The sequence below is a fragment of the Acinetobacter sp. BWR-L5 genome (genome assembly GCF_039655985.1).
Lineage (GTDB): Bacteria > Pseudomonadota > Gammaproteobacteria > Pseudomonadales > Moraxellaceae > Acinetobacter > Acinetobacter johnsonii.
The window spans coordinates 108,161-129,842 of record NZ_JAGFEV010000001.1 but is presented as its reverse complement, the minus strand read 5'-3'; the positions used below and the strand labels follow the sequence as shown (position 1 = coordinate 129,842).

The 21,682-nt window shown below is 41.8% G+C and carries 25 protein-coding genes; 8 read left to right on the top strand and 17 right to left on the bottom strand.

What is annotated here, in order from left to right:
- Nucleotides 1–50: 50 nt before the first annotated feature.
- The 4 genes from JZ787_RS00720 to dapD form a co-directional block, all read right to left on the bottom strand.
- Nucleotides 51–458 (bottom strand): hypothetical protein, encoded by a 408-nt coding sequence (locus JZ787_RS00720; RefSeq protein WP_004980581.1) that lies wholly within the window; start codon nucleotides 456–458, stop codon nucleotides 51–53.
- 16 nt (nucleotides 459–474) lie between these two features.
- Complete coding sequence (gene queC / locus JZ787_RS00715) at nucleotides 475–1,143, bottom strand: 7-cyano-7-deazaguanine synthase QueC (RefSeq protein WP_005399706.1); 669 nt, start codon at nucleotides 1,141–1,143, stop codon at nucleotides 475–477.
- Between the two features lie 43 nt (nucleotides 1,144–1,186).
- Nucleotides 1,187–1,897: a 7-carboxy-7-deazaguanine synthase QueE gene (queE, locus tag JZ787_RS00710; RefSeq protein ID WP_005399705.1), complete on the bottom strand. Its 711-nt coding sequence runs from the start codon at nucleotides 1,895–1,897 to the stop codon at nucleotides 1,187–1,189.
- Between the two features lie 95 nt (nucleotides 1,898–1,992).
- Nucleotides 1,993–2,814, bottom strand: a complete 822-nt coding sequence (dapD, locus tag JZ787_RS00705) for a 2,3,4,5-tetrahydropyridine-2,6-dicarboxylate N-succinyltransferase (protein WP_004693827.1) — start codon at nucleotides 2,812–2,814, stop codon at nucleotides 1,993–1,995.
- 301 nt (nucleotides 2,815–3,115) lie between these two features.
- Between dapD and carO the strand changes: the two genes are divergently transcribed.
- Nucleotides 3,116–3,865 (top strand): ornithine uptake porin CarO, encoded by a 750-nt coding sequence (gene carO, locus JZ787_RS00700; RefSeq protein WP_168159051.1) that lies wholly within the window; start codon nucleotides 3,116–3,118, stop codon nucleotides 3,863–3,865.
- Between the two features lie 59 nt (nucleotides 3,866–3,924).
- On the opposite strand, the gene JZ787_RS00695 is transcribed toward carO, so the two are convergent.
- From JZ787_RS00695 to JZ787_RS00665, 7 genes are all read right to left on the bottom strand, one after another.
- Entirely contained in the window at nucleotides 3,925–5,133 is a 1,209-nt protein-coding gene (locus JZ787_RS00695) for an outer membrane protein transport protein (protein ID WP_346311416.1), read from the bottom strand.
- A 120-nt stretch (nucleotides 5,134–5,253) separates the two neighbouring features.
- The gene (locus tag JZ787_RS00690) at nucleotides 5,254–6,177 is read right to left on the bottom strand and encodes a CysB family HTH-type transcriptional regulator (protein ID WP_087010831.1); all 924 of its coding nucleotides are present in this window, start codon (nucleotides 6,175–6,177) and stop codon (nucleotides 5,254–5,256) included.
- A 57-nt stretch (nucleotides 6,178–6,234) separates the two neighbouring features.
- Entirely contained in the window at nucleotides 6,235–7,296 is a 1,062-nt protein-coding gene (locus JZ787_RS00685) for a sulfate ABC transporter ATP-binding protein (RefSeq protein WP_004693820.1), read from the bottom strand.
- 12 nt (nucleotides 7,297–7,308) lie between these two features.
- The gene (cysW, locus tag JZ787_RS00680) at nucleotides 7,309–8,190 is read right to left on the bottom strand and encodes a sulfate ABC transporter permease subunit CysW (protein ID WP_004693818.1); all 882 of its coding nucleotides are present in this window, start codon (nucleotides 8,188–8,190) and stop codon (nucleotides 7,309–7,311) included.
- Entirely contained in the window at nucleotides 8,187–9,020 is an 834-nt protein-coding gene (gene cysT / locus JZ787_RS00675) for a sulfate ABC transporter permease subunit CysT (RefSeq protein WP_004693816.1), read from the bottom strand. The genes cysW and cysT overlap by 4 nt, the downstream gene beginning before the upstream one ends.
- Nucleotides 9,021–9,105: 85 nt before the next feature.
- On the bottom strand, nucleotides 9,106–9,711 hold the full coding sequence (locus JZ787_RS00670) for an alpha/beta hydrolase (protein WP_346311415.1): 606 nt from the start codon (nucleotides 9,709–9,711) through the stop codon (nucleotides 9,106–9,108).
- 37 nt (nucleotides 9,712–9,748) lie between these two features.
- Entirely contained in the window at nucleotides 9,749–10,759 is a 1,011-nt protein-coding gene (locus JZ787_RS00665) for a sulfate ABC transporter substrate-binding protein (protein WP_114837094.1), read from the bottom strand.
- Nucleotides 10,760–10,923: 164 nt separating this feature from the next.
- Between JZ787_RS00665 and pabC the strand changes: the two genes are divergently transcribed.
- The 4 genes from pabC (at nucleotide 10,924) to JZ787_RS00645 (ending at nucleotide 13,897) form a co-directional block, all read left to right on the top strand.
- Nucleotides 10,924–11,736 (top strand): aminodeoxychorismate lyase, encoded by an 813-nt coding sequence (gene pabC / locus JZ787_RS00660; RefSeq protein ID WP_346311414.1) that lies wholly within the window; start codon nucleotides 10,924–10,926, stop codon nucleotides 11,734–11,736.
- Between the two features lies 1 nt (nucleotide 11,737).
- On the top strand, nucleotides 11,738–12,793 hold the full coding sequence (gene mltG / locus JZ787_RS00655; RefSeq protein ID WP_346311413.1) for an endolytic transglycosylase MltG: 1,056 nt from the start codon (nucleotides 11,738–11,740) through the stop codon (nucleotides 12,791–12,793).
- Nucleotides 12,794–13,393 carry a dTMP kinase gene (gene tmk, locus JZ787_RS00650; RefSeq protein WP_346311412.1) on the top strand — a complete coding sequence of 200 codons (600 nt, stop codon included), beginning with the start codon at nucleotides 12,794–12,796 and terminating at the stop codon, nucleotides 13,391–13,393.
- An 87-nt stretch (nucleotides 13,394–13,480) separates the two neighbouring features.
- The gene (locus JZ787_RS00645) at nucleotides 13,481–13,897 is read left to right on the top strand and encodes a PaaI family thioesterase (RefSeq protein ID WP_336955152.1); all 417 of its coding nucleotides are present in this window, start codon (nucleotides 13,481–13,483) and stop codon (nucleotides 13,895–13,897) included.
- Between the two features lie 46 nt (nucleotides 13,898–13,943).
- Here the strand turns inward: JZ787_RS00645 and nadB are convergent, their stop codons facing one another.
- The gene (nadB, locus tag JZ787_RS00640; protein WP_346311411.1) at nucleotides 13,944–15,578 is read right to left on the bottom strand and encodes an L-aspartate oxidase; all 1,635 of its coding nucleotides are present in this window, start codon (nucleotides 15,576–15,578) and stop codon (nucleotides 13,944–13,946) included.
- A gap of 229 nt (nucleotides 15,579–15,807) precedes the next feature.
- On the opposite strand from nadB, the gene JZ787_RS00635 reads away from it, so the two are divergent.
- The 3 genes from JZ787_RS00635 (at nucleotide 15,808) to JZ787_RS00625 (ending at nucleotide 19,422) form a co-directional block, all read left to right on the top strand.
- Nucleotides 15,808–17,187: a Do family serine endopeptidase gene (locus tag JZ787_RS00635; RefSeq protein WP_279746613.1), complete on the top strand. Its 1,380-nt coding sequence runs from the start codon at nucleotides 15,808–15,810 to the stop codon at nucleotides 17,185–17,187.
- A 111-nt stretch (nucleotides 17,188–17,298) separates the two neighbouring features.
- Nucleotides 17,299–17,775, top strand: a complete 477-nt coding sequence (locus JZ787_RS00630) for a thioesterase family protein (protein ID WP_346311410.1) — start codon at nucleotides 17,299–17,301, stop codon at nucleotides 17,773–17,775.
- A 423-nt stretch (nucleotides 17,776–18,198) separates the two neighbouring features.
- Nucleotides 18,199–19,422, top strand: coding sequence for a site-specific integrase (locus tag JZ787_RS00625; protein ID WP_339400584.1), 1,224 nt, complete (start codon nucleotides 18,199–18,201; stop codon nucleotides 19,420–19,422).
- On the opposite strand, the gene JZ787_RS00620 is transcribed toward JZ787_RS00625, so the two are convergent.
- Genes JZ787_RS00620 through JZ787_RS00600 form a run of 5 tightly spaced genes read right to left on the bottom strand, consistent with a single transcriptional unit; the run spans nucleotide 19,411 to nucleotide 21,681 of the window.
- The gene (locus JZ787_RS00620) at nucleotides 19,411–19,662 is read right to left on the bottom strand and encodes a hypothetical protein (RefSeq protein ID WP_259233548.1); all 252 of its coding nucleotides are present in this window, start codon (nucleotides 19,660–19,662) and stop codon (nucleotides 19,411–19,413) included. The genes JZ787_RS00625 and JZ787_RS00620 overlap by 12 nt on opposite strands.
- Nucleotides 19,659–19,847 carry a hypothetical protein gene (locus tag JZ787_RS00615; RefSeq protein ID WP_259233549.1) on the bottom strand — a complete coding sequence of 63 codons (189 nt, stop codon included), beginning with the start codon at nucleotides 19,845–19,847 and terminating at the stop codon, nucleotides 19,659–19,661. The genes JZ787_RS00620 and JZ787_RS00615 overlap by 4 nt, the downstream gene beginning before the upstream one ends.
- Entirely contained in the window at nucleotides 19,844–19,993 is a 150-nt protein-coding gene (locus tag JZ787_RS00610; protein ID WP_346311409.1) for a hypothetical protein, read from the bottom strand. Before JZ787_RS00610 ends, JZ787_RS00615 begins: the two co-directional genes overlap by 4 nt.
- A complete protein-coding gene (locus tag JZ787_RS00605; protein ID WP_346311408.1) occupies nucleotides 19,990–20,967 on the bottom strand; it encodes a hypothetical protein in 978 nt (325 codons plus the stop codon). Before JZ787_RS00605 ends, JZ787_RS00610 begins: the two co-directional genes overlap by 4 nt.
- An 18-nt stretch (nucleotides 20,968–20,985) precedes the next feature.
- Entirely contained in the window at nucleotides 20,986–21,681 is a 696-nt protein-coding gene (locus JZ787_RS00600) for an ERF family protein (RefSeq protein WP_346311407.1), read from the bottom strand.
- Between the last annotated feature and the right edge of the window lies 1 nt (nucleotide 21,682).

Below are 21,682 nucleotides of genomic sequence, written 5' to 3'. Positions count from 1 at the left end.
GAACATATAAAAAAGCCTGCATATAGCAGGCTTCATTCACATTCAGTGAATTATTTTTTCGGAGCAGCTTTCATGGCTTCTTCAGTTAAAGATTTTAATTTACCTGTTAACTGTGGACCGAAACATGTTTGTAAGTCGTTATTTTGCTTTTGTACAAAAGCTAAAGTAGACGGGCTTTTCTTTTGGTTGATCGCACTTTGGATTTCCCATTTTTGTGCATTGGTCAACTTACCATCAGCTTCAACTGCACAAGTACAGTATTTGCTTACTTCTGCTGCGCTAAGCTTTTTGCTTTTTGCGGTTTCTTCTTTACAAACATTAATCAATGCCGATTTTACATTGCTGCTTTTATATGCTTCTTGTAATTTGTTCGATTCAGCAGCATTTGAAGCTGTAGCGAACAATGCAGCTGCAGACACCAATGTAGAAAGCAAAATGTTTGATTTTAAATTTTTCATAAACTGTACCTTGTCGTTACGGTATATAACGCGTTGGGTCTGCTACGCCAGCATCTGCAAAACCTTCTTTACGAAGACGGCAGCTGTCGCATTTCCCACAAGCACGTCCTTGGTCATCTGCTTGGTAGCAAGACACCGTTTGACTATAGTCTACGCCATGTTCTATACCTAAGCGAATAATATTTGCTTTGGATAAATGTAACAGAGGTGTTTCAAATTTAAGAGGTTTTCCTTCAACGCCAACCTTGGTGGCAAGGCGAGCCATGTTGGCAAATGCCTCAATAAATTCAGGACGACAGTCAGGATATCCTGAATAATCAACAGCATTAATACCAATCACAATGGCTTCGGCATCTAAAACTTCTGCTGCTGCTAGGGCATAAGATAAGAAAATCGTGTTACGTGCTGGAACATAAGTTACAGGAATACCGACTTGTTCATGATCTGGAACATCAATGCTATGGTCTGTTAACGCAGAACCGCCCAAATTACCTAAGTCGATATTAATGACACGATGTTCTACGCCTGCTTTTTTTGTCAGTTCGCGTGCGGCATCGAGCTCAGTGGTTGAGCGTTGACCATACATAAAGCTGAGCGCTGTACAGTCATACTGTGCTTGCGCCCATGCTAAACAAGTTGTTGAGTCTAAACCGCCAGATAACAAAACTATGGCACGAGGGCGCATACAAATTTCTCCAAATATAAATTAAAGATGAATAGGCAATGTATTAACGACCAGTTTCGTCATTCCAAAGCAACTTGTGGAGTTGGAGTTGGAAGCAAACAGGGAGATGGTCTTCTAATATCCATTGCGCTAAGTCACGCGCAAGTTGAGGTAAACGAGCAGCACCTTTCTCAACGGCAAAAGCAGGAGAGAACCATACTGTGCTGACTTTTTCATTGAGTTTATAGTCTTCAACTTGCTGTTTTGACCATTCATAATCTTCACGGTTACAAATTACAAACTTGATTTGATCGTGTTGGGTTAAATGGTCCAGATTCGAAAGCAAATTTCGTGCAACTTCACCTGAAGTTGGAGTTTTCAAATCTAATACTTTTGAAACACGTGGATCAACCTTAGACACATCTAAAGCACCACTGGTTTCCAAAGAGACTTCACAGCCAAGGTCAGCAAGACGTTGCATTAAAGGCAACGCATTGGGCTGTGCAAGAGGTTCACCACCTGTTACGCAGACATAAGGGGTTTTAAAATCAAGTGTGGTTTGAATAATCTGATCTAAAGATTGGCGTTCGCCACCTTCAAAGGAGTAGGTCGTATCGCAGTAAGTACAACGTAGTGGACAACCCGTTAAACGAATAAAAACTGTTGGCAGCCCTGAGGTGTTGGCTTCCCCTTGCAAAGAATAAAAGATCTCCGTGATACGTAGACCCGCAGAAGGATCAGAAACAGGGATAGCAGAAGATCGAAGCGTATTCATAGCAAAATTAAACCACAGGTTAGAAAAACAAAAATCTCTACGGCTAGTCTTAACCGTAGAGATGAGGAACTTGAGTTCCGCACGACAACGAAAAATTATTCGTCGCGTAGTAAGTCGTTCAAGCTCGTTTTAGAACGTGTTTGTGCATCTACTTTTTTCACGATGATTGCAGCATACAGACTATAAGTACCACATTTAGAAGGTAAGCTACCTGCAACTACAACAGAACCTGCTGGTACACGACCATAGTGAATTTCGCCAGTTGCACGGTCAAAAATCTTAGTCGATTGACCAATGAACACGCCCATAGAAATCACAGAACCTTCTTCTACGATCACGCCTTCTACGATTTCAGAACGTGCACCAATGAAGCAGTTGTCTTCAATAATCGTTGGGTTTGCTTGAAGTGGCTCAAGAACACCACCAATTCCTACACCACCAGATAAGTGAACGTTTTTACCAATTTGAGCACATGAACCAACAGTTGCCCATGTGTCAACCATGGTGCCTTCGTCAACATATGCACCAATGTTCACATAAGAAGGCATTAACACCACGTTTTTCGCTTGGAAAGAACCTTTACGTGCAACCGCAGGAGGAACAACACGTACGCCAGCCGCTTTAAACTGTTCTTCAGTCCAACCTGTAAATTTGGTATCTACTTTGTCGTAGAATTGAAGGTCACATGACTCAATTGGTTTGTTGTCATTTAGTTTGAATGATAAAAGTACAGCTTTTTTCACCCATTGATGAACAACCCACTCACCATCAATTTTTTCAGCAACACGTAATGTCCCGTTATCTAAACCAGCAATGACTTCTTCAACTGCTGCACGAACTTCAGCAGGACAGTCCGCTGCTGTAAAATTCGCACGGTCTTCAAACGCTTGTTCAATAATTGTTGAAAGCTGAGACATGATCTTCCTTCCAGAAAAAAAATTTTCCTGATTTTACACTAAATTGTGCAGAGAATAGATGAAAAAACAGCATAGGATCGGAAATAATAATGAATGATTGGAAATAAGTCTTTTAGAGCTGTTTGAGTAAAAGCGTTAAGTAAAGAATTATCATTTAAAACAACAAGAAAGTATAAAATGTATCAAAAAATAACAAAAACAGCCTAAATCTAGAATAAAAAATAGTCAGGGGGTGTTTTAAGATGGGCTCATCAAAAAATGGTAAATGATGTAAAAAATCTTTAATTGGAGGAGAAAAAACATGAAATCATTACGTTTAGTTGCATTCGCAGCAGCAATGTCAGCAGTCGCAGGTACAGCTTTTGCTGATGATGCAGTCGTAAAAGATGGTTATGCTTTTGACCAAAATAAATTAATTCCTACTGGTGTTCGTGCTGAAGTCGGTACAACAGGTTATGGTGGTGCCTTGTTGTGGACAGCGAATCCATATGTGGGTTTAGCTTTAGGTTACAACGGCGGTGATATTTCATGGTCTGATGATTTATCTATCAATGGCTCAAAGTATGATATGGATATGGACAACAGCGTTGGTTATTTAAATGCTGAAATTCGTCCTTGGGGTGCAAGTACAAATCCATGGGCACAGGGTCTTTATGTTGCAGCTGGTATTGGTTATATTGATAATGAATATGAGCTAGATCGTCGTGTAAAAGCAGGTGAAGGTTTCTCTGTAAACCATACAGATTTTGTTGCTGGAGCGAACGGTGCACATATTAATGGTAAAATGAACTATAAAAATGATTTCGCTCCATACGTGGGTTTAGGTTGGGCTCCAAAGATTAACCAAAACTGGGGAGTGTTTGGTGAAGTGGGTGCATACTATACAGGTAATCCTGATGCTAACTTAACATTAGTTAGCGGTGGTGCAGAACCTAACCCAACGCGTGGTTCACTTGAAGATAACATTGCGGCTGATGAGGAAAAAATCCGTACAGATGATAAACATGAATGGATGCCAGTTGCAAAATTAGGTGTAAGTTATCACTGGTAATCAAAACATAAAAAACGAGCTTCGGCTCGTTTTTTTTTATCTGATTTTAGCTAAAGCCTTTAAAAGTGATGCGCAAATTTGAGTCCAAAGATCCATGCATCATTGTCATTCAGCGCTGAAAGTCCTGTAATGTTTGCCAGCGGATTTGAGTCGGAAGAAGTTTTGGACTTCTTAAAACGCAAATAATAAAGACCAGCCGCGATATCAAAATCAGTATTGTATGTGTACATGCTGCCTAGACCAATGCCTTGATAACCATCACTTGGGTTAAGGGTAGATGCAGGATTATTAATCCCAGAGTCCCAGAGCAGCTCCATAGTACTCAGCCATTTTTTATTCCATACGTGGGCTAAGCCGAGTTTTGCAGACCATTGGTTTTCATTGTACTGAATAAGTTTGACGTCTTTGGCTTCAGGGTAAATTATCGTTGCATAATCGATCACGGCTTGAAATTTGGGTGGTTGAATGACAAAGTCATGCCAATTTACCCAGCGTAGCGTCCCGTACAAGATATTTTGATAAGGAAGTCCTGTCATGAAATCAAGATTTACCGATTGTGGTGTTTTCACCTCCATCACATTGGGGGTATCTACGCCGACTTCGATAGACTCTGTTGTGGTGATTTCATGCTTAATGGCTGAGCGATAAGTCAAAGACGTTCTAAAATAATATTCAGAGATTTGATAACTAATACCTGCTAACCAGCCCAAGCTTTCATCTTGTTTAAACTCGGCATCATAGCCATCAAACACAGAATAGGCCTGACCTTTCGCTTTTAAAGAGCCTGTAAAGCTTTGATAGCTTAAACCGCCATAGATTTCCCATTGTGGGTTGAATTGGTAGCCTAAAAGCGAACTGAGATTATGACTTTCAAAGTCGATATCGGCAGATTCAACCTCATAACTTTCACCGTAAATTTTTGGGCGATAGCGATAATCGATGTCTACAGCAAAAGGCTGGTCATAAATGACAGCAAAGTTGAATTGAGGATTTAGTTGGAGTTTTAACGCAGCTCCCAGCATTACTTGTTCATTGCTTAAATTGCCTGTTGAAAAGTCAGTGATGCCAAACTGTTGCAGTATCTCTGTATGTTGAACTTGGCCAGAAACATCTGGATCAATATAAGCCAGAGAAATTTCTGCATAATTTCCACGTTCAAAAAAGGGTTGTATTGTTTGACCTGACAGTTCAAAAGCAGCAGCAAAACATGATCCCGACGAATAGAAACATAAACAAAGTAATGGAGAGCCCAACAGATTTTTACTCACTGTTATTGCTCACTATTGTTTTTATCAGTTGATTAAATAATACACTATACCCATTTAAAGTATATGGATTTAAAAATAAAAAAAGAGGCTTGGAGGCCTCTTTTTGAAAATAAGAATGGTTTAGTCTTCTGGATAAGCCACTCTTTTGAGTGCTTTAATGTCTGCATCTGGCGAGCAGAGTGAGATAAATTCATAGCCATAGCCACGCAGGAGGTGACCTTTACGCACTGCAATCCATGTAGTATTAAGCCCAAAAATATCGGTTGGAATTTGTTTTAAACGATAGTCACGCTCAACGTCATATGCCACATTGTTGACAATACCAACACCCATATTCAGTTCAACGTAGGTTTTAATCACATCGGCATCTAAAGCAGACATTACGATGTCGACATCCATACCTGCATCTTCAAAAGCTTTGTCAATTTTTGAACGGCCTGTGAAACCGCCGTGATAGGTAATCAGTGGATATTCCGCCAAGTCTGCAATACTAATATTTTGTTTGCTTGCCAGTGGGTGATTTTGCGGGGTAATAATACTGTGCTGCCAATTATAGAACGGCACGCTAGCCAGATTGTCCTCAGTGGTCAGTGACTCAGTTGCAATACCAATATCAGCTTCACCTTGGAGAAGCATTTCGGTAATTTCAACTGGGCTGGCTTGTTGCAAAATAAGATGAACTTTTGGAAACTCTTTTTTGAATTGGTTGACAATCGGCGGTAGTACATAACGCGCTTGCGTATGTGTAGTCGCAATCGTCAAAGTGCCTTCATCGACACGGTTAAAATCATCTGCAAGACGTTTAATATTGTCTGCGTCGACCAACATACGTTCAACAATGCCCAGTAGTGCTTGGCCTGGTTCAGTTAAACCTAGTAAGCGCTTACCTTTACGAATAAAAAGCTGTACGCCTAATTCATCTTCTAGATCTTTGATGTGCTTACTGACGCCTGACTGAGAGGTATACAGTGCAGCAGAGGCTTCGGTGAGGTTGAAGTTTTGTCTCACCGTTTCTCGAATAATTCTGAGTTGTTGAAAGTTCATAGTTTTGGATCTCTTTTATGATGAATGAGGCATTCAACATGCCCCATTCAATTGGTCTTAAGCCGCAGGTTTTGCAAATAAATGCAAGTTTGATGGGCTTAACCATACCGTTTGATTAGGTCTAAATTGGTGTAATTTTGCTTCTTCAGAAGTCAGTGAGATTTCAATCAGTTTGCCTTGGCGATCATGGAGCTCTGCAACCACTTTGCCCGCGATCCATAATTCTCGAACGAACGTTGCTTGGATGGCATTGTCTTGCGGCTGTGCATGGATCCTTAATTCATCTGGACGGGCAAAGGCAATCACGTCGCCAGAAGGTGCATTACGTAAAGAATCTAATTGAATACGGTCTTCACCAATTTGGATCGTCCCTGCGTTATTTTGGCCTTCGAAACGGTTCGCTTGACCTAAGAAGTCAAACACAAACGGCGTTGCAGGCTTTTCATAAACCTCGCGGGGTGATCCAATTTGCTCGACGTTCCCTTTATTCATCACAATGATTTGATCTGCGACTTCTAAAGCTTCTTCTTGGTCATGCGTTACAAAGATTGAGGTGATATGAAGTTCATCATGCAAAGTACGTAACCAACGACGGAGCTCTTTACGTACTTTTGCATCCAAAGCACCAAAAGGTTCATCCAGTAATAGTACGCGTGGTTCAACTGCCAAAGCACGTGCCAGTGCAATACGTTGACGCTGACCGCCTGAGAGTTGTGCTGGGTAACGATCTGCCAAGAACCCCAATTGGACTAAGTCCAGTAAACGCGTGACACGTTTTTTAATTTCAGCTTCAGATGGGCGAGTTGCACGTGGGCGAACGCGGAGACCAAAAGCGATATTGTCAAACACGGTCATATGGCGGAACAAGGCATAGTGCTGAAATACAAAGCCAACTTCGCGTTCACGTACGTGTACATTAGTTGCATCTTCACCTTCTAAGATGACTTGACCGCCATCTGCGGACTCAAGTCCCGCAATAATACGAAGCAGGGTAGTTTTACCACAGCCTGATGGCCCAAGTAATGCAACCAATTGACCATCAGGAAAATCGAGAGAAATGTTATTCAGCGCATGGAATGCACCAAAGTGTTTTTCAATATTTTTAACTTGAATACTCATGAGGTCATTCCTTTAAACTGTTGAATCATTATGTTTGTTTTGCTTTTCTTGGCGAATCTCAACCCATGTTTTTAACACAAGGGTCACAATCGCTAAAAGCGCCAAGAGTGAAGACACAGCAAAAGCCGCACTGAAGGTATATTCGTTATAGAGAATCTCGACATGTAAAGGCAAAGTATTGGTTTCACCACGAATATGACCTGAAACGACCGATACCGCACCAAATTCACCCATTGCACGTGCATTACACAGAATGACGCCGTAAATTAAACCCCATTTGATGTTGGGTAGGGTTACTTTCCAGAAGGTTTGCCAGCCTGATGCACCGAGTACAATCGCAGCTTCTTCTTCTTCAGTTCCTTGGGCTTCCATGAGAGGAATAAGTTCACGTGCAACAAAAGGAACGGTGATAAAGATTGTTGCTAATACAATGGCAGGAACGGCATACAGAATTTTGATGTCGTTATCCATAAGCCAACTACCGAACCAACCTTGTGTACCAAAAATCAGCACCAGCATTAAGCCTGCGATAACAGGGGATACTGAAAATGGCATATCAATAATCGTGGTTAAGATGGATTTACCACGGAAGTTAAATTTGGCCACACACCAAGCGGCTGCAACACCAAATACCACATTTAGTGGAACTGCAATCACCGCGGTTAATAAAGTGAGTTTGACTGCGGATAGCGTGTCTGGATGAACCAAGGCTTGTGCATAGACACCGACCCCTTGTTTAAAGGCCTCAACGAACACCAAAATCAGCGGTAAGATCAAACAGCTCAAAAAGAACAGCAGAGCAATTGTAATCAGGGTATAGCGAACCCAAGTTGGCTCACGTGTTGCATCACGCGATTGTAGCTTTTCAGCAAGCGCATTACTGTTGATATTCATCGTGCTGTTCTCCCTGTACGACGGCTTGCCCATGCTTGTAACAAGTTAATCAGGAATAAAATGGCAAAAGACAGCACCAGCATGACGACTGCAATCGTGGTTGCACCTGCATAGTCATATTCTTCTAAGCGTGAAATAATCATGAGCGGTGCAATTTCTGTTTTAAACGGTTGGTTCCCGGCAATAAAGATCACTGAACCGTATTCACCGACGCCACGTGCAAAGGCAAGTGCAAAACCGGTGATGAGTGCTGGAAATAAAATCGGCAAAATCACTTTGGTCACAATCTGTAAACGGTTAGCACCTAATGCTGATGCTGCTTCTTCTAACTCTGTTTCCAAGTCGCTGAGGACAGGTTGTACAGTCCGCACCACAAACGGAATACCAATAAAAATCAGTGCTAAGGTAATACCAATTGGGGTATAGGCCACTTGAATCCCTAAAGGTTCAAGATACTGACCGATCCAACCTGTAGGCGCATAAAGCGAGGTGAGTGCAATACCTGCAACAGCTGTGGGTAGGGCAAACGGCAAGTCGACCAAGGCATCTACAATGCGTTTGCCCGGAAAACGATAACGAACCAAACACCATGCTAGAAGGAGACCAAAAACCACATTAATAAACGCGGCGATCAGGGCTGTACTAAAACTGAGCTGCAAAGATTTTAAAATACGTTCTGAACTTAAAATTTCCCATAACCCATCCCAACCAATGCCTAAAGATTTAATGAAAACAGCGGACAATGGAATAAGAACGATTAATGACAAATATGCTAGGGTAAAGCCTAGAGAAAGACCAAATCCTGGCAGCACTCGGGATCGCTGCGACATGATTACTCCTCAAAGAGAGAAAGCTGACCTAAAAAGAGTCAGCTCAAATAAAACTGAATTTCGGCACAAGTATCATTTACAGCGTTTAAATTGCAAATTTAAATAAATACTTGCTTTCATTGTAAAAACTAATGTTTTTTAGCACATTTTCTGAAATCAAAAAATCATAAATTTCAGGGAATGGCCCAAAACCTGACGCAACATTAATATGTCCGACTTGCCCCAAGTTCTTAGGCCTAATTTTCCATGCTTTTGCCAGTTGCAGCGCATCTTGAAAATTGAGCCAAGGATCATTTTCACTGATGATCATTTGGGTACGAACTTGTAGCTTGAGTTGGTGGAAATACTGTTGATAGTCGTTTTGGCTATCACGAGCAAAACCAGCATCACCAAAGCGAGCAGGGTTAGCTGGTGCAACCAGAACTAAATTTTTGATTTTTTGATTTAGCTCAGGATGCTGTGCTAAAGCAGCGACTGTCGTTAAACAGCCAAAGCTATGCGCCACAATTTGAATCGGTTCCTGAATGGCTTGAACTGTTTTGACAAATTGTTCAACCCACGCATGGAGTACGGGTTTATTCCAATCCTGCTGCTGTACACGAGAGCACGACTTGAGCTGACGTTGTAACCACGATTGCCAGTGGTCATGTTCACTTCCACCCACGCCCGGTACAATTACAGTATGAATCATGTCGATGCTCCCTTACAGCTATTTACTGGACTCGGTTTTATTTCGTCGTATTGGCTTTCACAATTTGGTCAAATACACCACCATTTTCAAAGTGCTGTTTTTGTACCTTGGTCCAACCGCCAAATTCTTTATCAATGGTCACCAACTTCAACGGTTTGAATGTGGCTGCATATTTTTTCAAGACAGTTGCATTACGTGGGCGATAGAAGTTTTTCGCCGCAATTTCCTGTCCAGCAGGTGAATACAAATAGTTGAGATATGCTTTCGCCAGATTCAGATTGCCGTCTTTTTCCGCATTTTTTTCAACAATGGCAACAGGTGGTTCTGCCAAAATAGATAAGGAAGGCGTCACGATCTCAAACTTACCCGGTTGTTCACGAATTGCTAAGTGTGCTTCGTTTTCCCATGCTAAGAGAACGTCACCGATACCGCGTTCAGCAAAAGTTGTGGTTGCACCGCGTGCACCTGAATCCAGCACTTTGGTATTTTTATAAATTTTACGCACGAATTCTTGTGCTTTTGCATCGTTACCCGCAGGTTGATGTTTCGCCCAAGCCCAAGCTGCTAAGTAGTTCCAGCGTGCACCACCTGAGGTTTTTGGATTTGGTGTAATAATGCCAACACCCGGCTTCACAAGGTCCCCCCAGTCTTTAATGCCTTGTGGGTTGCCTTTACGGACGAGGAACACGATAGTCGAAGTATATGGTGTTGAGTTATTGGGTAATTTCTTTTGCCAGTTGGTCGGTAAAAGTTTTGCTTTTTCAGCAATTACATCGATATCTGCTGCAAGAGCAAGGGTCACCACATCGGCACCTAAACCATCAATCACTGAACGAGCTTGTTTGCCCGAGCCGCCGTGAGACTGTTTGAAGTTAATGTCTTGTCCTGTGCGTTGTTTCCAATAAGCGCCAAACTGTTTGTTGACATCTTCATACAGTTCGCGTGTTGGATCATACGACACGTTAAGGAAATCTTTTGCTGCAACACCAAAAGAAGTGACTGAAACTAGCGCTGCTAGTACCCCAATTTTTAACTTAGATAAGCTCATGTGAGACCTCAAATTTTAAACGTTCTTAAACATGAGGCAAGAATACTGTGAGTCTTATTGCTAAAAAAATAATAAAAAATGGATTTTATATGAATAAAAAAGAAAAAGAGTTCAGCTTAGAATTCATTAAACTAAAGCAGAAAATTGTTTCAGGGTAGATTGGCATGTATTGCTATAAAAATGCACAAGAAATCAAACAAATAGAATTATTAGATCGTGCATTTCACTATGGAGATGGTTGTTTTAGTACAGCGCGTATCCGTGAGGGTGTGATTGAGCTAGAGTCTCTACATATAGCACGCTTGAAATTGGCCTGTGAAAGACTGTTGTTGTCAGCAGATTTAGCCTTTATTCAGCACAGCATCGTGCAATTAAAACAAACCCATGCACACTTAAACGGAACGCTGAAAATTATTATTAGTCGGGGTGAAGGGCAGCGCGGTTATAGTTTGCCAACACATTCTGCTGACATTTGGGTTTTTTTCTATCCGCAAGCATCAGAGGCTTTGACATACAGCGAAATTGATTCAGGGGTACTGCAACATGCGATTGGGCTGAATATGCCGCAAATGGTGGGTGTGAAAAGCTTAAACCGTTTAGAGCAAGTTTTACTTAAGCATGAGGCGGAACAACATGGCTGGTTGGAAGCTTTGGTCACAGATGTGAAAGGTTCTGTCGTTGAAGGTGTGAGCAGTAATTGTTTCATTCTGCTAAATGATCGATGGATTAGTCCCGAACTTCGTTATAATGGCGTGCATGGTGTCATGCGTGCCGAAATATTGGCACGGATGCAGCAACAAGGGATGAGCTGTGAGCTGAGAATGATTGATATGGAAGAAATTCCACGCTTTCAAAGTTTATTCTTCTGTAATGCCTTGAGTCCTATGAAAATAGCCAAAAGTCTGAATCATCAGCACTTAGATGTTCAGCCGTGTATAGATTTGTTCCATCGTCTTCAACTTAATCAGATGCAGTAGTATGTCCGCAGCCAAAACCAAATCGAAAAAGAAAACGCAACCACCCCAACGAAAAATGAAGGGGTTGTTATTGATTGCTGTGAGCATCATTGTTTTATTGATGATTGTATTGTGGTCGAGTTTATTTAAGTCCTATCCTATTGAGGGTAAAAAACAGTTATTAGCAATTAACTCTGGCGATACCTATTCCGGTTTTATTGACCGCTTAGCCAAAGAAGACATGGCTAGTTTTCCCATTATTTTAAAGCTTTATCAAAAAATATTTATTCATGACACCTTGAAAGCCGGCGTTTATGAATTGCGTGAAGGCATGAGTATTCGCCAAGTTTTGGATATGATTTCCAATGTCGATAATGCCGAGATGAATCGTATATTGGTGATTGAGGGGACGACCTTTAAACAGCTGATCGAGGCGTTGAAAAAGGATGCATTGGTTAAAAAGGAAGTCTCCAATTTACCCATGGATCAGCTTTTAAAAGCATTAGATATTCCGTATACGCATGCTGAAGGACTTTTTGCCCCCGATACTTACTTCTTCGCCAAAGGGGAGTCAGACAAAAAAATCTTAACGGATTTATACAAACGCCAAATGAAAGCTTTAGATGAAGCGTGGGCAAACCATGCGGCAAATTTACCATATAAAGACAAATATGAAGCCTTGATCATGGCCTCTATCATTGAAAAAGAAACCAATGTTGACCGTGAACTGGAGCAAGTTTCGGGTGTGTTTGCGCGTCGTCTTCAACTCGGCATGCGTTTGCAAACGGATCCGACCGTGATTTATGGCATGGGTGATAAATACACAGGCAACATTACCCGTCAAGACTTGCGGACCCCAACAGCCTATAATACTTATACCATCAATGGTTTACCTCCTACGCCAATTGCTTTACCAAGTAAAAAAGCCATTGAAGCCACCATGCACCCAGATAACAGTAAAAACATCTACTTTGTTGCAACGGGTAATGGTGGGCACACATTTAGTGAGACTTTGGAGCAGCACAACCAAGCTGTAAAAGAATATCTCAGCGTTTTAAAAACCAAGAAGGATGAATAGATGTTTATTAGTTTTGAGGGCACAGAAGGTGTCGGTAAAACCACACTGATTCGCAAAATTTATGAGCATCTAGAACAACAAGGTCAGCGGGTTGTTTTAACGCGTGAGCCAGGTGGTACACCGATGGCTGAGCAAATTCGCTCACTATTATTATCAGTCAATCATGAAGAGTCGATGTCGAACGATACTGAACTGCTGCTGATGTACGCGGCTCGTGCACAGCACTTACAACAAGTGATCATACCTGCTTTAAGGGAGCATAAAACCGTATTGTGTGACCGTTTTACCGATGCCAGCTTTGCTTACCAATGTGCAGGACGCGGTTTAAGCCAGTCGAAGTTGCAACTACTGAATGAGAACTTTGTCAGCCATATGCCTGATATTACATTTTGGCTCGATGCCCCGATTGAAACAGGCATGTCTCGTGCGCGGGAACGGGGGGCTTTGGACCGTTTTGAACAAGAAAAAGTCACGTTCTTTGAAAAAGTCAGAGCAGGTTATCAGCAGTTATGGGAACAATATCCTGAGAGGGTCAAACGCTTGGATGCGACCCAGTCACCAGAGCAGGTTTTTGTACAAGCGCTGCAATATTTAAACTAAAAATAAGCCTGAAATGTTATTTCAGACTGTAGTGAAATGCATTTTTCTTTTATAGTCAGTGACAAAGGACTGTATGTTGAAGGAAAAATGAAAAGTAACTTAACTGAGATTGTGGCTTTTTTGGAAAAGGAATTTCCGCAAAGTTTAGAAAAATGTCGTATCGAGTCTGTCACTGAGCGCGCAGCAACAGTTGTATATCAGATAGATGAGCGCGATTTGCGACCGGGTGGAACGGTATCAGGCCCAACCATGATGACTCTTGCAGACTATGCATTGTATATCGCCATTTTAGGAGAAATTGGGCTGGTCGGTTTAACCGTGACCACTAATTTATCGGTCAACTTTCTAAGTAAACCCGCAGCTTCTACAAATATCCGCGGTGAATGTAAGTTAATGAAAGTTGGCAAAGCATTGGTGGTTGGGGATGTGTGGTTGTATTCAGTGGGTAAAGATGAACCCATTGCACACGTGGTGGGAACTTATTCTATTCCACCCAAATCTTAAAATAATGATCGCATAAAAAAGCCTGACGAATCAGGCTTTTTTTAAATTAGTTATTCACTAAAGGGGTTTCAACTTTAAAATTTAAAGGGGTGAGTACAGTTTTACGCAGTTCATTCGATAGTTCAGGGTAATCTAAAGTGTAGTGTAGACCGCGCGATTCTTTACGCTCCATAGCACAGCGCACGATCATTTCAGAGACTAAAACTAAATTGCGCAGTTCAATCAGATTTTTGCTGACTTGGTAATCTTGGTAATACTCGGTAATTTCCCGCTTTAACATTTCAATGCGGTGTAGCGCACGTTCAAGACGTTTCGTAGTACGCACAATGCCGACGTAGTTCCACATGGTTTGACGGAGTTCATCCCAGTTCTGCAAAATCACCACATCTTCGTCAGGATTCATCACTTGTGAGTCATCCCAAGATGGGGCAGTAGGAGATTGGTAAGTTATATCAAAACTTTTTTCGATGTGTTCTGCTGCACTCATGCCATACACAAAACATTCTAATAGTGAGTTACTGGCCATACGGTTGGCGCCATGCAAACCTGTGTACGAGGTTTCCCCAATCGCATAGAGACCTGCAATGTCAGTTTGACTATGTTCATCAACCACCACACCGCCACAGGTATAGTGCGCAGCAGGAACAACAGGAATCATTTCCTTGGTAATGTCGATGCCGAGTTCAAGTAAGCGTGCGTACAAGGTTGGGAAATGTTCTTTAATGAAACTTTCGGGCTTATGGCTAATGTCGAGCCAAACGTGACGAATACCTAAACGTTTAATTTCATAGTCAATCGCTCGCGCCACAATGTCACGTGGAGCAAGTTCTGCACGTTCATCAAAGCGCAACATAAAGCGTTCGCCATCGGGTAAGCGTAAATAAGCACCTTCACCACGCATTGCTTCAGTAATGAGGAAAGAGCGTGCTTGCGGATGGTATAAACAGGTTGGGTGGAATTGGTTAAACTCCATATTCGCCACGCGGCAACCCGCACGAAACGCCATGGCAATACCATCGCCCGTTGCAATGTCGGGGTTCGAGGTATACAGATAGGCTTTCATGGCGCCGCCGCAAGCCAGAGCGGTGAAAGGGGCTAAAAAGGTATGTACTTTTTCAGTCTTTTCATCGAGTGCATAGAGGCCTAATGCACGATTTTGTTCTTCCAAGCCCAGTTTTTGAGAGGTAATTAAATCGATGGCGATGTAATTCTCAAAAATGGTGATGTTATCCTTTTCAATCGCACGTTCCACTAAGGTAGTTGAAATGGCACGACCTGTAGCATCTGCGGCATGAATAATACGGCGTTGAGAATGTCCACCTTCACGTGTTAGATGTAATTGCTCTTGATCATCAAGGGTAAACTGCACGCCGTGTTTCAGTAGAAAATCAACAGAAGGTTTACCGCCTTCAACGGTTTGCTTTACGGCTTCGGTCTCACACAAGTGAGCGCCCGCAATCATGGTGTCATCAATGTGCTGTTCGATGGAATCCGTTTCATCTAAAACAGCGGCAACGCCACCTTGTGCGTAGAAGGTACTTGCATCGGTCAGGTTTGATTTTGCAAGAACAGCAATATTGAAATGTTGAGGCAACGATAAGGCTAAGCTCAGGCCTGCACCGCCACTTCCCACAATAATCACATCAAAATGATGTGTTGTGTTTAAATTAGACATGTCCATCAGCTAATTTGGAAAAAGTTCGCTAATGACAGCGCTTTTTTCACGAAAAGGCAAGGGTAAAATCTCTACAATTGATGGGAAATATAAATAAAGAACGTATTTTTTAAGCAAATTTTAAGCTCTTGTTTATACAAACATAATAGAACATATTATTACCCAAGATAGACAAAGATTATGCTAAAAACGCTAATACATAAATTGATAACAAACATATAGGTCAATACTTGATATGAAAAGTCGCGCGATACAAACTGGTTTTTTTGCTGTTGCATGCACAATGGCTACGGTGCAAACACAAGCAGCACCTGTTGATTTCTCAAACTTGGTTGAGCAAGTCAGCCCTGCTGTAGTGAGTGTCAATGTGGTTAAAAAGATGACTCAAGAAGAGTTACTGCAGCAGCAAATACCTGAGATTTTGAAGCGTTTTTTTGGTAATCAAGTCATTATCCCACAGCAGCAAGCGCCGCAAGAAAAAACGGCTTATGGCAGCGCATTTTTTATTAGTAAAGATGGTTATTTACTGACAAACCACCACGTCGTAGAAGATGCATCGAAAGTCACGATTATGTTTAATGACCGTCGTGAACTGGATGCGACTGTAGTAGGTAGTGATGAACGAACCGATGTGGCATTGCTTAAGGTGAATGGTACGAATTTTCCATCACTCCGTGCAGGCAATGTTGATCAACTGCGCGTAGGCGAACCTGTGCTTGCGATCGGTTCACCGTTTGGTTTCGACTACTCTGCTTCAGCGGGAATCGTGAGTGCGAAAATGCGTAATATGATGGGAGAGACATCGGTACCTTTCATTCAAACCGATGTGGCTCTCAATCCAGGAAACTCAGGCGGTCCGTTATTCAACCAACAGGGTGAAGTGGTTGGTGTGAACTCGCGTATCTTCAGTGGTACGGGCGGTTATATGGGGCTATCTTTCTCGATTCCCATTGATGTCGCAATGGATATTGCTGACCAACTTAAGAAAACAGGCAAAGTTACGCGTTCTTATTTAGGCTTTAATCTACAAGATCTAGACCGCAATTTGGCAGAGTCTTATAATTTGCCGAAACCTGAAGGTTCACTGATTACCAATGTTCAGCCGAATTCACCTGCGCAGAAAGCGGGACTAAAAGCAGGCGATATTATTTTAAAATTCAATGGAACGCCGATTTCACGTACCTCTGAGTTATTGAACTACTTAAATCGTACCATGCCAAATCAAACGGTACAGCTTGAAGTACTGCGTGATGATAAAAAGCGGAATATATCGGCAACATTAACCACCGCGCCGGATGATACACCAGCAAAATCCGATGCAGCTACACAAAGTAAAGGGCCTGTATTAGGCATTGCTATCCGAAATTTAGCACCTGCTGAATTGTCACAGCTCAATGTGAAAGGTGGTGTGTTAATTCAAGAAGTGAAACGCGGCGGCGCAGCAGCACAGTCAGGCATGGCGGCTGGTGATGTGGTCACTCACATTAATAATAAAGTAGTAAAGGACACCAATGATTTTGTCCAAGCGGCATCTGAATTGAAAAAAGGTCAGGTTGCCCGCGTTGGAATCATCCGACAAGGCACACCAGCCATTTTAGGGATGCGCATCCAATAAGCGAAAAAAACCACTCTTTGGAGTGGTTTTTTATTTTTTGCAATTTGATGATGCCTGTTATTTGCGTACACTGCCATCTTCATAAGGATATTTAGATTCAATAGAGTGTTTATGAGTAGTATTTTTGACTTAAGACTTCAGGTACAAGCAGAACATATCGACCAGTTAGGCCATGTGAATAACGTGGTTTATATGCATTGGATGCAGGATGTCGCAACAGCACATATTGATGCACTGGGTTTAGGCTTAAAAGAATATATCGAGTTAAAACATGCCATGGTTGCGGTTGAGCATCATGTGCAGTACCGAAAAGCTGCATTTAAAGAGGATGAAATAATCTTACGCACATGGTTTGACGATATAAACGCATTATATTCATCACGCCAATATGTATTTTATAGACCCAAAGACAATAGCATTTTATTTGTTGCTCAAACCAAGTGGGCTTGTGTAGAGATTGAAACAGGACGCGCGAAACGTATGTCACCCAGTTTTACCCAAGCTTACCAACCGCTTGCAAAAGATGTGAATGCCCTAGATTTTTCAATGGATTATTCAAAAAACTCAGTGAAAAGCGAAAACACGTAAAAAAGCGTCAGAGTTGTGAAAAGGAAGCGTATTAATATGGATACTTTAAAAAAACCATCTGTTATAATCCTTCGCAATTTCTATTCGGCTTTTGTTGTGCATCGAAATTTGTCTGCATAACGCTTCATTTTGTTCAAGGTAGCCCATGGCGCAAGCTAAAAAATCTGTTGATATTAAAAATATCCGTAATTTCAGTATTATTGCTCACATTTATGACTGACATTAAGAAGCTATAAGACACAACTCGACGCATTAAGCCATGAAACTCAATAAAAGCCTTTAATTAGGCTTTTTTTATGCGTCACTATAAGACACAATGAAACACTAATGGAAACTATGAGCCAAGCTAAATATGTACACAAACGTGTACATAAATAGGAATATGGCACAAGTTTGATGGGTCTAGTGTGTACATGGTGATATATGGCGATTTCAGAAGCTTGGCTAAAAGCTCAACTTGGTAAAGACAGAGAAAAAATAGAAGAGTTCGCCGATCGCGATGCCATGAGTGTTCGTATTACTCCAAAAGGTAAAATCGTCTTTCAACTACGCTACAGGTATAACGGCAAGCAGCATCGACTAGATCTTGGCTCATATCCAAATTTAACATTGAAAAATGCACGCGTAGAATCAGATCGTCTTAGAGCAGAACTTGAAAAAGGGCTTGATCCAAAACAGGTAAGACTGAAAGAGAAGGTGAGTATTAGAGATGCATACACACTAGAGACTTTGTTTTATGAATGGTATGAGAAATTCTGTGTACCCAATAAATCTAGTCATAATGAGATAAAGCGCTCTTTTGAGATATACGTGCTTCCAAATATTGGAAAACAGAATAGTGATGATATAAGCGCATATCAGTGGCTTTCACTACTGGAGGATGTAGCAAAGAAATCACCTTCCATTTCTGCCCGTCTTTTGATTAATGCAAACCAGTGCCTCAAGTGGGGGCAGAAGCGCGGTTTAATCTCAGTCAATCACCTAATGAATGTTTCAGCCAAGCATGACCTGCGTATTGAAAAAGGCGTAAAAGAACGAACGCTGAGTGACAAGGAAATCTATTTAACTTGGTATGCCCTAAAGCGAACCAAGATGACTTATAAAAATAAGCTGTTTCTAACACTATTGGTTATCTACGGCTGCCGTGTGGGTGAGCTTAAGCTTGCTAAAAAATCTCATTTTGATTTAAAAGAGATGATATGGACCGTTCCTCCTGAAAATCATAAAACAGGGAAGAAAAGTAAAAAGCCGATCTTAAGGCCAATTACGGAAAATATTAAACCCTACTTACTAGAAGCAATGGAATTCAGCCAAGGTTCTGAGTACTTGTTTACAATTGATGGGACTACAAGGCCGCTAGGTGAGACATCCCATCTCACAATGCCAAACAACATTTTCCAATGGCTTAAGAGGCATAAAGGTGTTGATCTGGAGCACTGGTCTGTACATGATCTTCGCAGAACTATGCGTACCAATATGTCAACGATTGCACAGCCTCACGTTTGTGAAATCATGTTGGGGCATGCGCTTCCAAAGATATGGGGTACATACGATAAGCATGATTATCTATCTGAGCAGACTGAAGCGTACGAGAAGTGGGTGGATAGGCTGGAATCGATTTGGAAGAATGAAGCGCTAGATAACTAGCGCTTTTTTTTGTAGTGGCCACGACTCATACCAACCCAAAAGTTTGCCAGAATCATAGTTATTTCCTGCGCCTCTGCATTCAGAAAACGGTTTAGGCATAGGGTTTTCGTAAAGTTTGCCATCTTGCCAACGGTTTAGAGTTCGTGACGACCTACCAAATATTTCCTCTAAGTCGGGAGTTTTTAGTACTGGGCGTGAACGAAGTGCCTCCTTAATAGTCATTCCTTCAAACTTATTCATAGTCCCTCCTTATGTTTAACTGTTACTTGATTTGCAATTTTGTCTTGATATCCGAAATGAACAAGACTGTGATAAAGGGCAGAGGCTTGCTCCGCCGTGAATGTTTTGGTTGTACCTGTCTGGCCTATAACGAGTGGAGCAAATTCTTCGGCAAGGTCTTGGGCGATGTGTTGGAGGTTAGTCATTTTCTGTCTCTCCAGCGTGCTTCTTTTAGCTTTGCATTAATAACTAATGCATCAATTTCACTGGCGTTCACCTTGTCAAAAATATGCGTCATTTTCACCCCGAACACTGTGAGTGTTCGGGTTAAGGTGGAGTATTCATACTTCATGAAGCCACCTCACTAGATTGATTCTCCAGCTCAAATCGACGTCGCTTCACAGAGCCCATCAACTTTGGTTGGATCTCAGGGTGGCGGCTATACACCTTAATTTCCAAACAATCTAATTCAGTTAAATCTTTGGCATTTTCGATTTGTACCATCAATGATGGTGGTTGCTCTTCACTACCTGCTGTGGAAGCGCTGAGCTCATTTAAACGATTGTGAATAGCAGTTAGCAGAGGTTTACGTTGCTCTTCTGACCATTCACTGGTGTATCTAACTAGTGCATTTGCTTCTGCAGGTGATTGAGCACTTGCGGCACGCTCCAGTAATCCGTTTAATAGACTTTGATGCTGTTCATTATTGCTATTTTGAGTTTGAAGTAGTTGCTCGGCATTTTGCTGTAATCGCTTAAGTTCACCCACTTGTAGATCATTAGATTCATCTGATGTCTTTTTTTCTACAGGAATTGAGGCTGTATCCGCTGCCTCGAGTTCAGGTTTACTTTCCTCTGCATCCTTTTCTTTGGCTTTACGTCCACGTTTTTGTTTTGGTGGAGCATTCATTTCAGTAAATTCAACAATATCGGCTTGGCGATATTCACGGTCAAAGAGTTTACAGAATGCCTCTGCCTGTAGCTGTGCGTTAGCTAGATCGCGTTGCGCAAAGCCACGTGCGACAGATTGATTTATTGCTTCATGACAGACTTGGTATTTATGGTGATGTATCTCGCCATTGGCCTGAACAATATAAATATCATCACCATGCTCAACTTCATCATCATTTAGTGGTTTTGTAAAAGTAATGCCCGCAACTTCGATAGTGTCGATCTTGATGCAAAACTCATAACCCGGTTTAGCAAAAACAGTGGCAGGGAACTGGTCCAAATCATCAAAAGCGATTAATTCACCTGCAGCGCGGCACATGATATTTCGCCCAGCCATCATTGCTTCAAAAGCTTCAGTACCATTTAAAATGTTCATATTCTTATCCTTCTAAATTTAGTGGTGTAAAGCTTGCTGTTGGTTTTGATTCGCTGGAGTCCAACCCATTTGATCCGCTCTTGCTTGGCAAGCTTTTGAAATACCTGCAAAGTACTGAGTGCCATTAAAGGTCTCTAAAGCTTTATCAAGAGTGGCTGCTTTCTTGGCATGACGAATGGACTCTAAGGCTGCGTTATAGCGATCGTGCAAGCTCGGTTGCTGAGTGTTGTTATTCTGCGACTGGTTGGCTTGTTGTCTGTTTTGGCCTTGTTGCTGTGTCCGCTGCTGGTTGTTGGACTGATTTTGATTTTTGGTGCTGTTGTTGACTTGGTTGTGATATTCATCCGAGTCATAGTCTTTAGTGTCGTCAATCAGGAATAGGCCATTCAAAGCATACTTCCGAGCATATGAACTTGAAGCACCAAAGGTCTGTGCTACATCCATACCTTTCTTGCTAATTTCCACACCTGCATGGGCTTTAACAATGGTCTGTTTGCCGTCTGCATCAGTAAAAACTACATTGGCAGTGACAATCACTACACCGCCAACCTCAGTCACGTCATCGGTGATGACCAGTGTGGCATTATGCTTTTGAAGTAAAGGCTTAACTGCTTCAAGGATGTCTTCGCAGTTTCGGTAGTTGTAGTTACCAAAAGTATTGCGTTTGCTCTTTGGCGCTTTAAGTTCAAGTTGAATCTGTTGAAGTGTAGACATA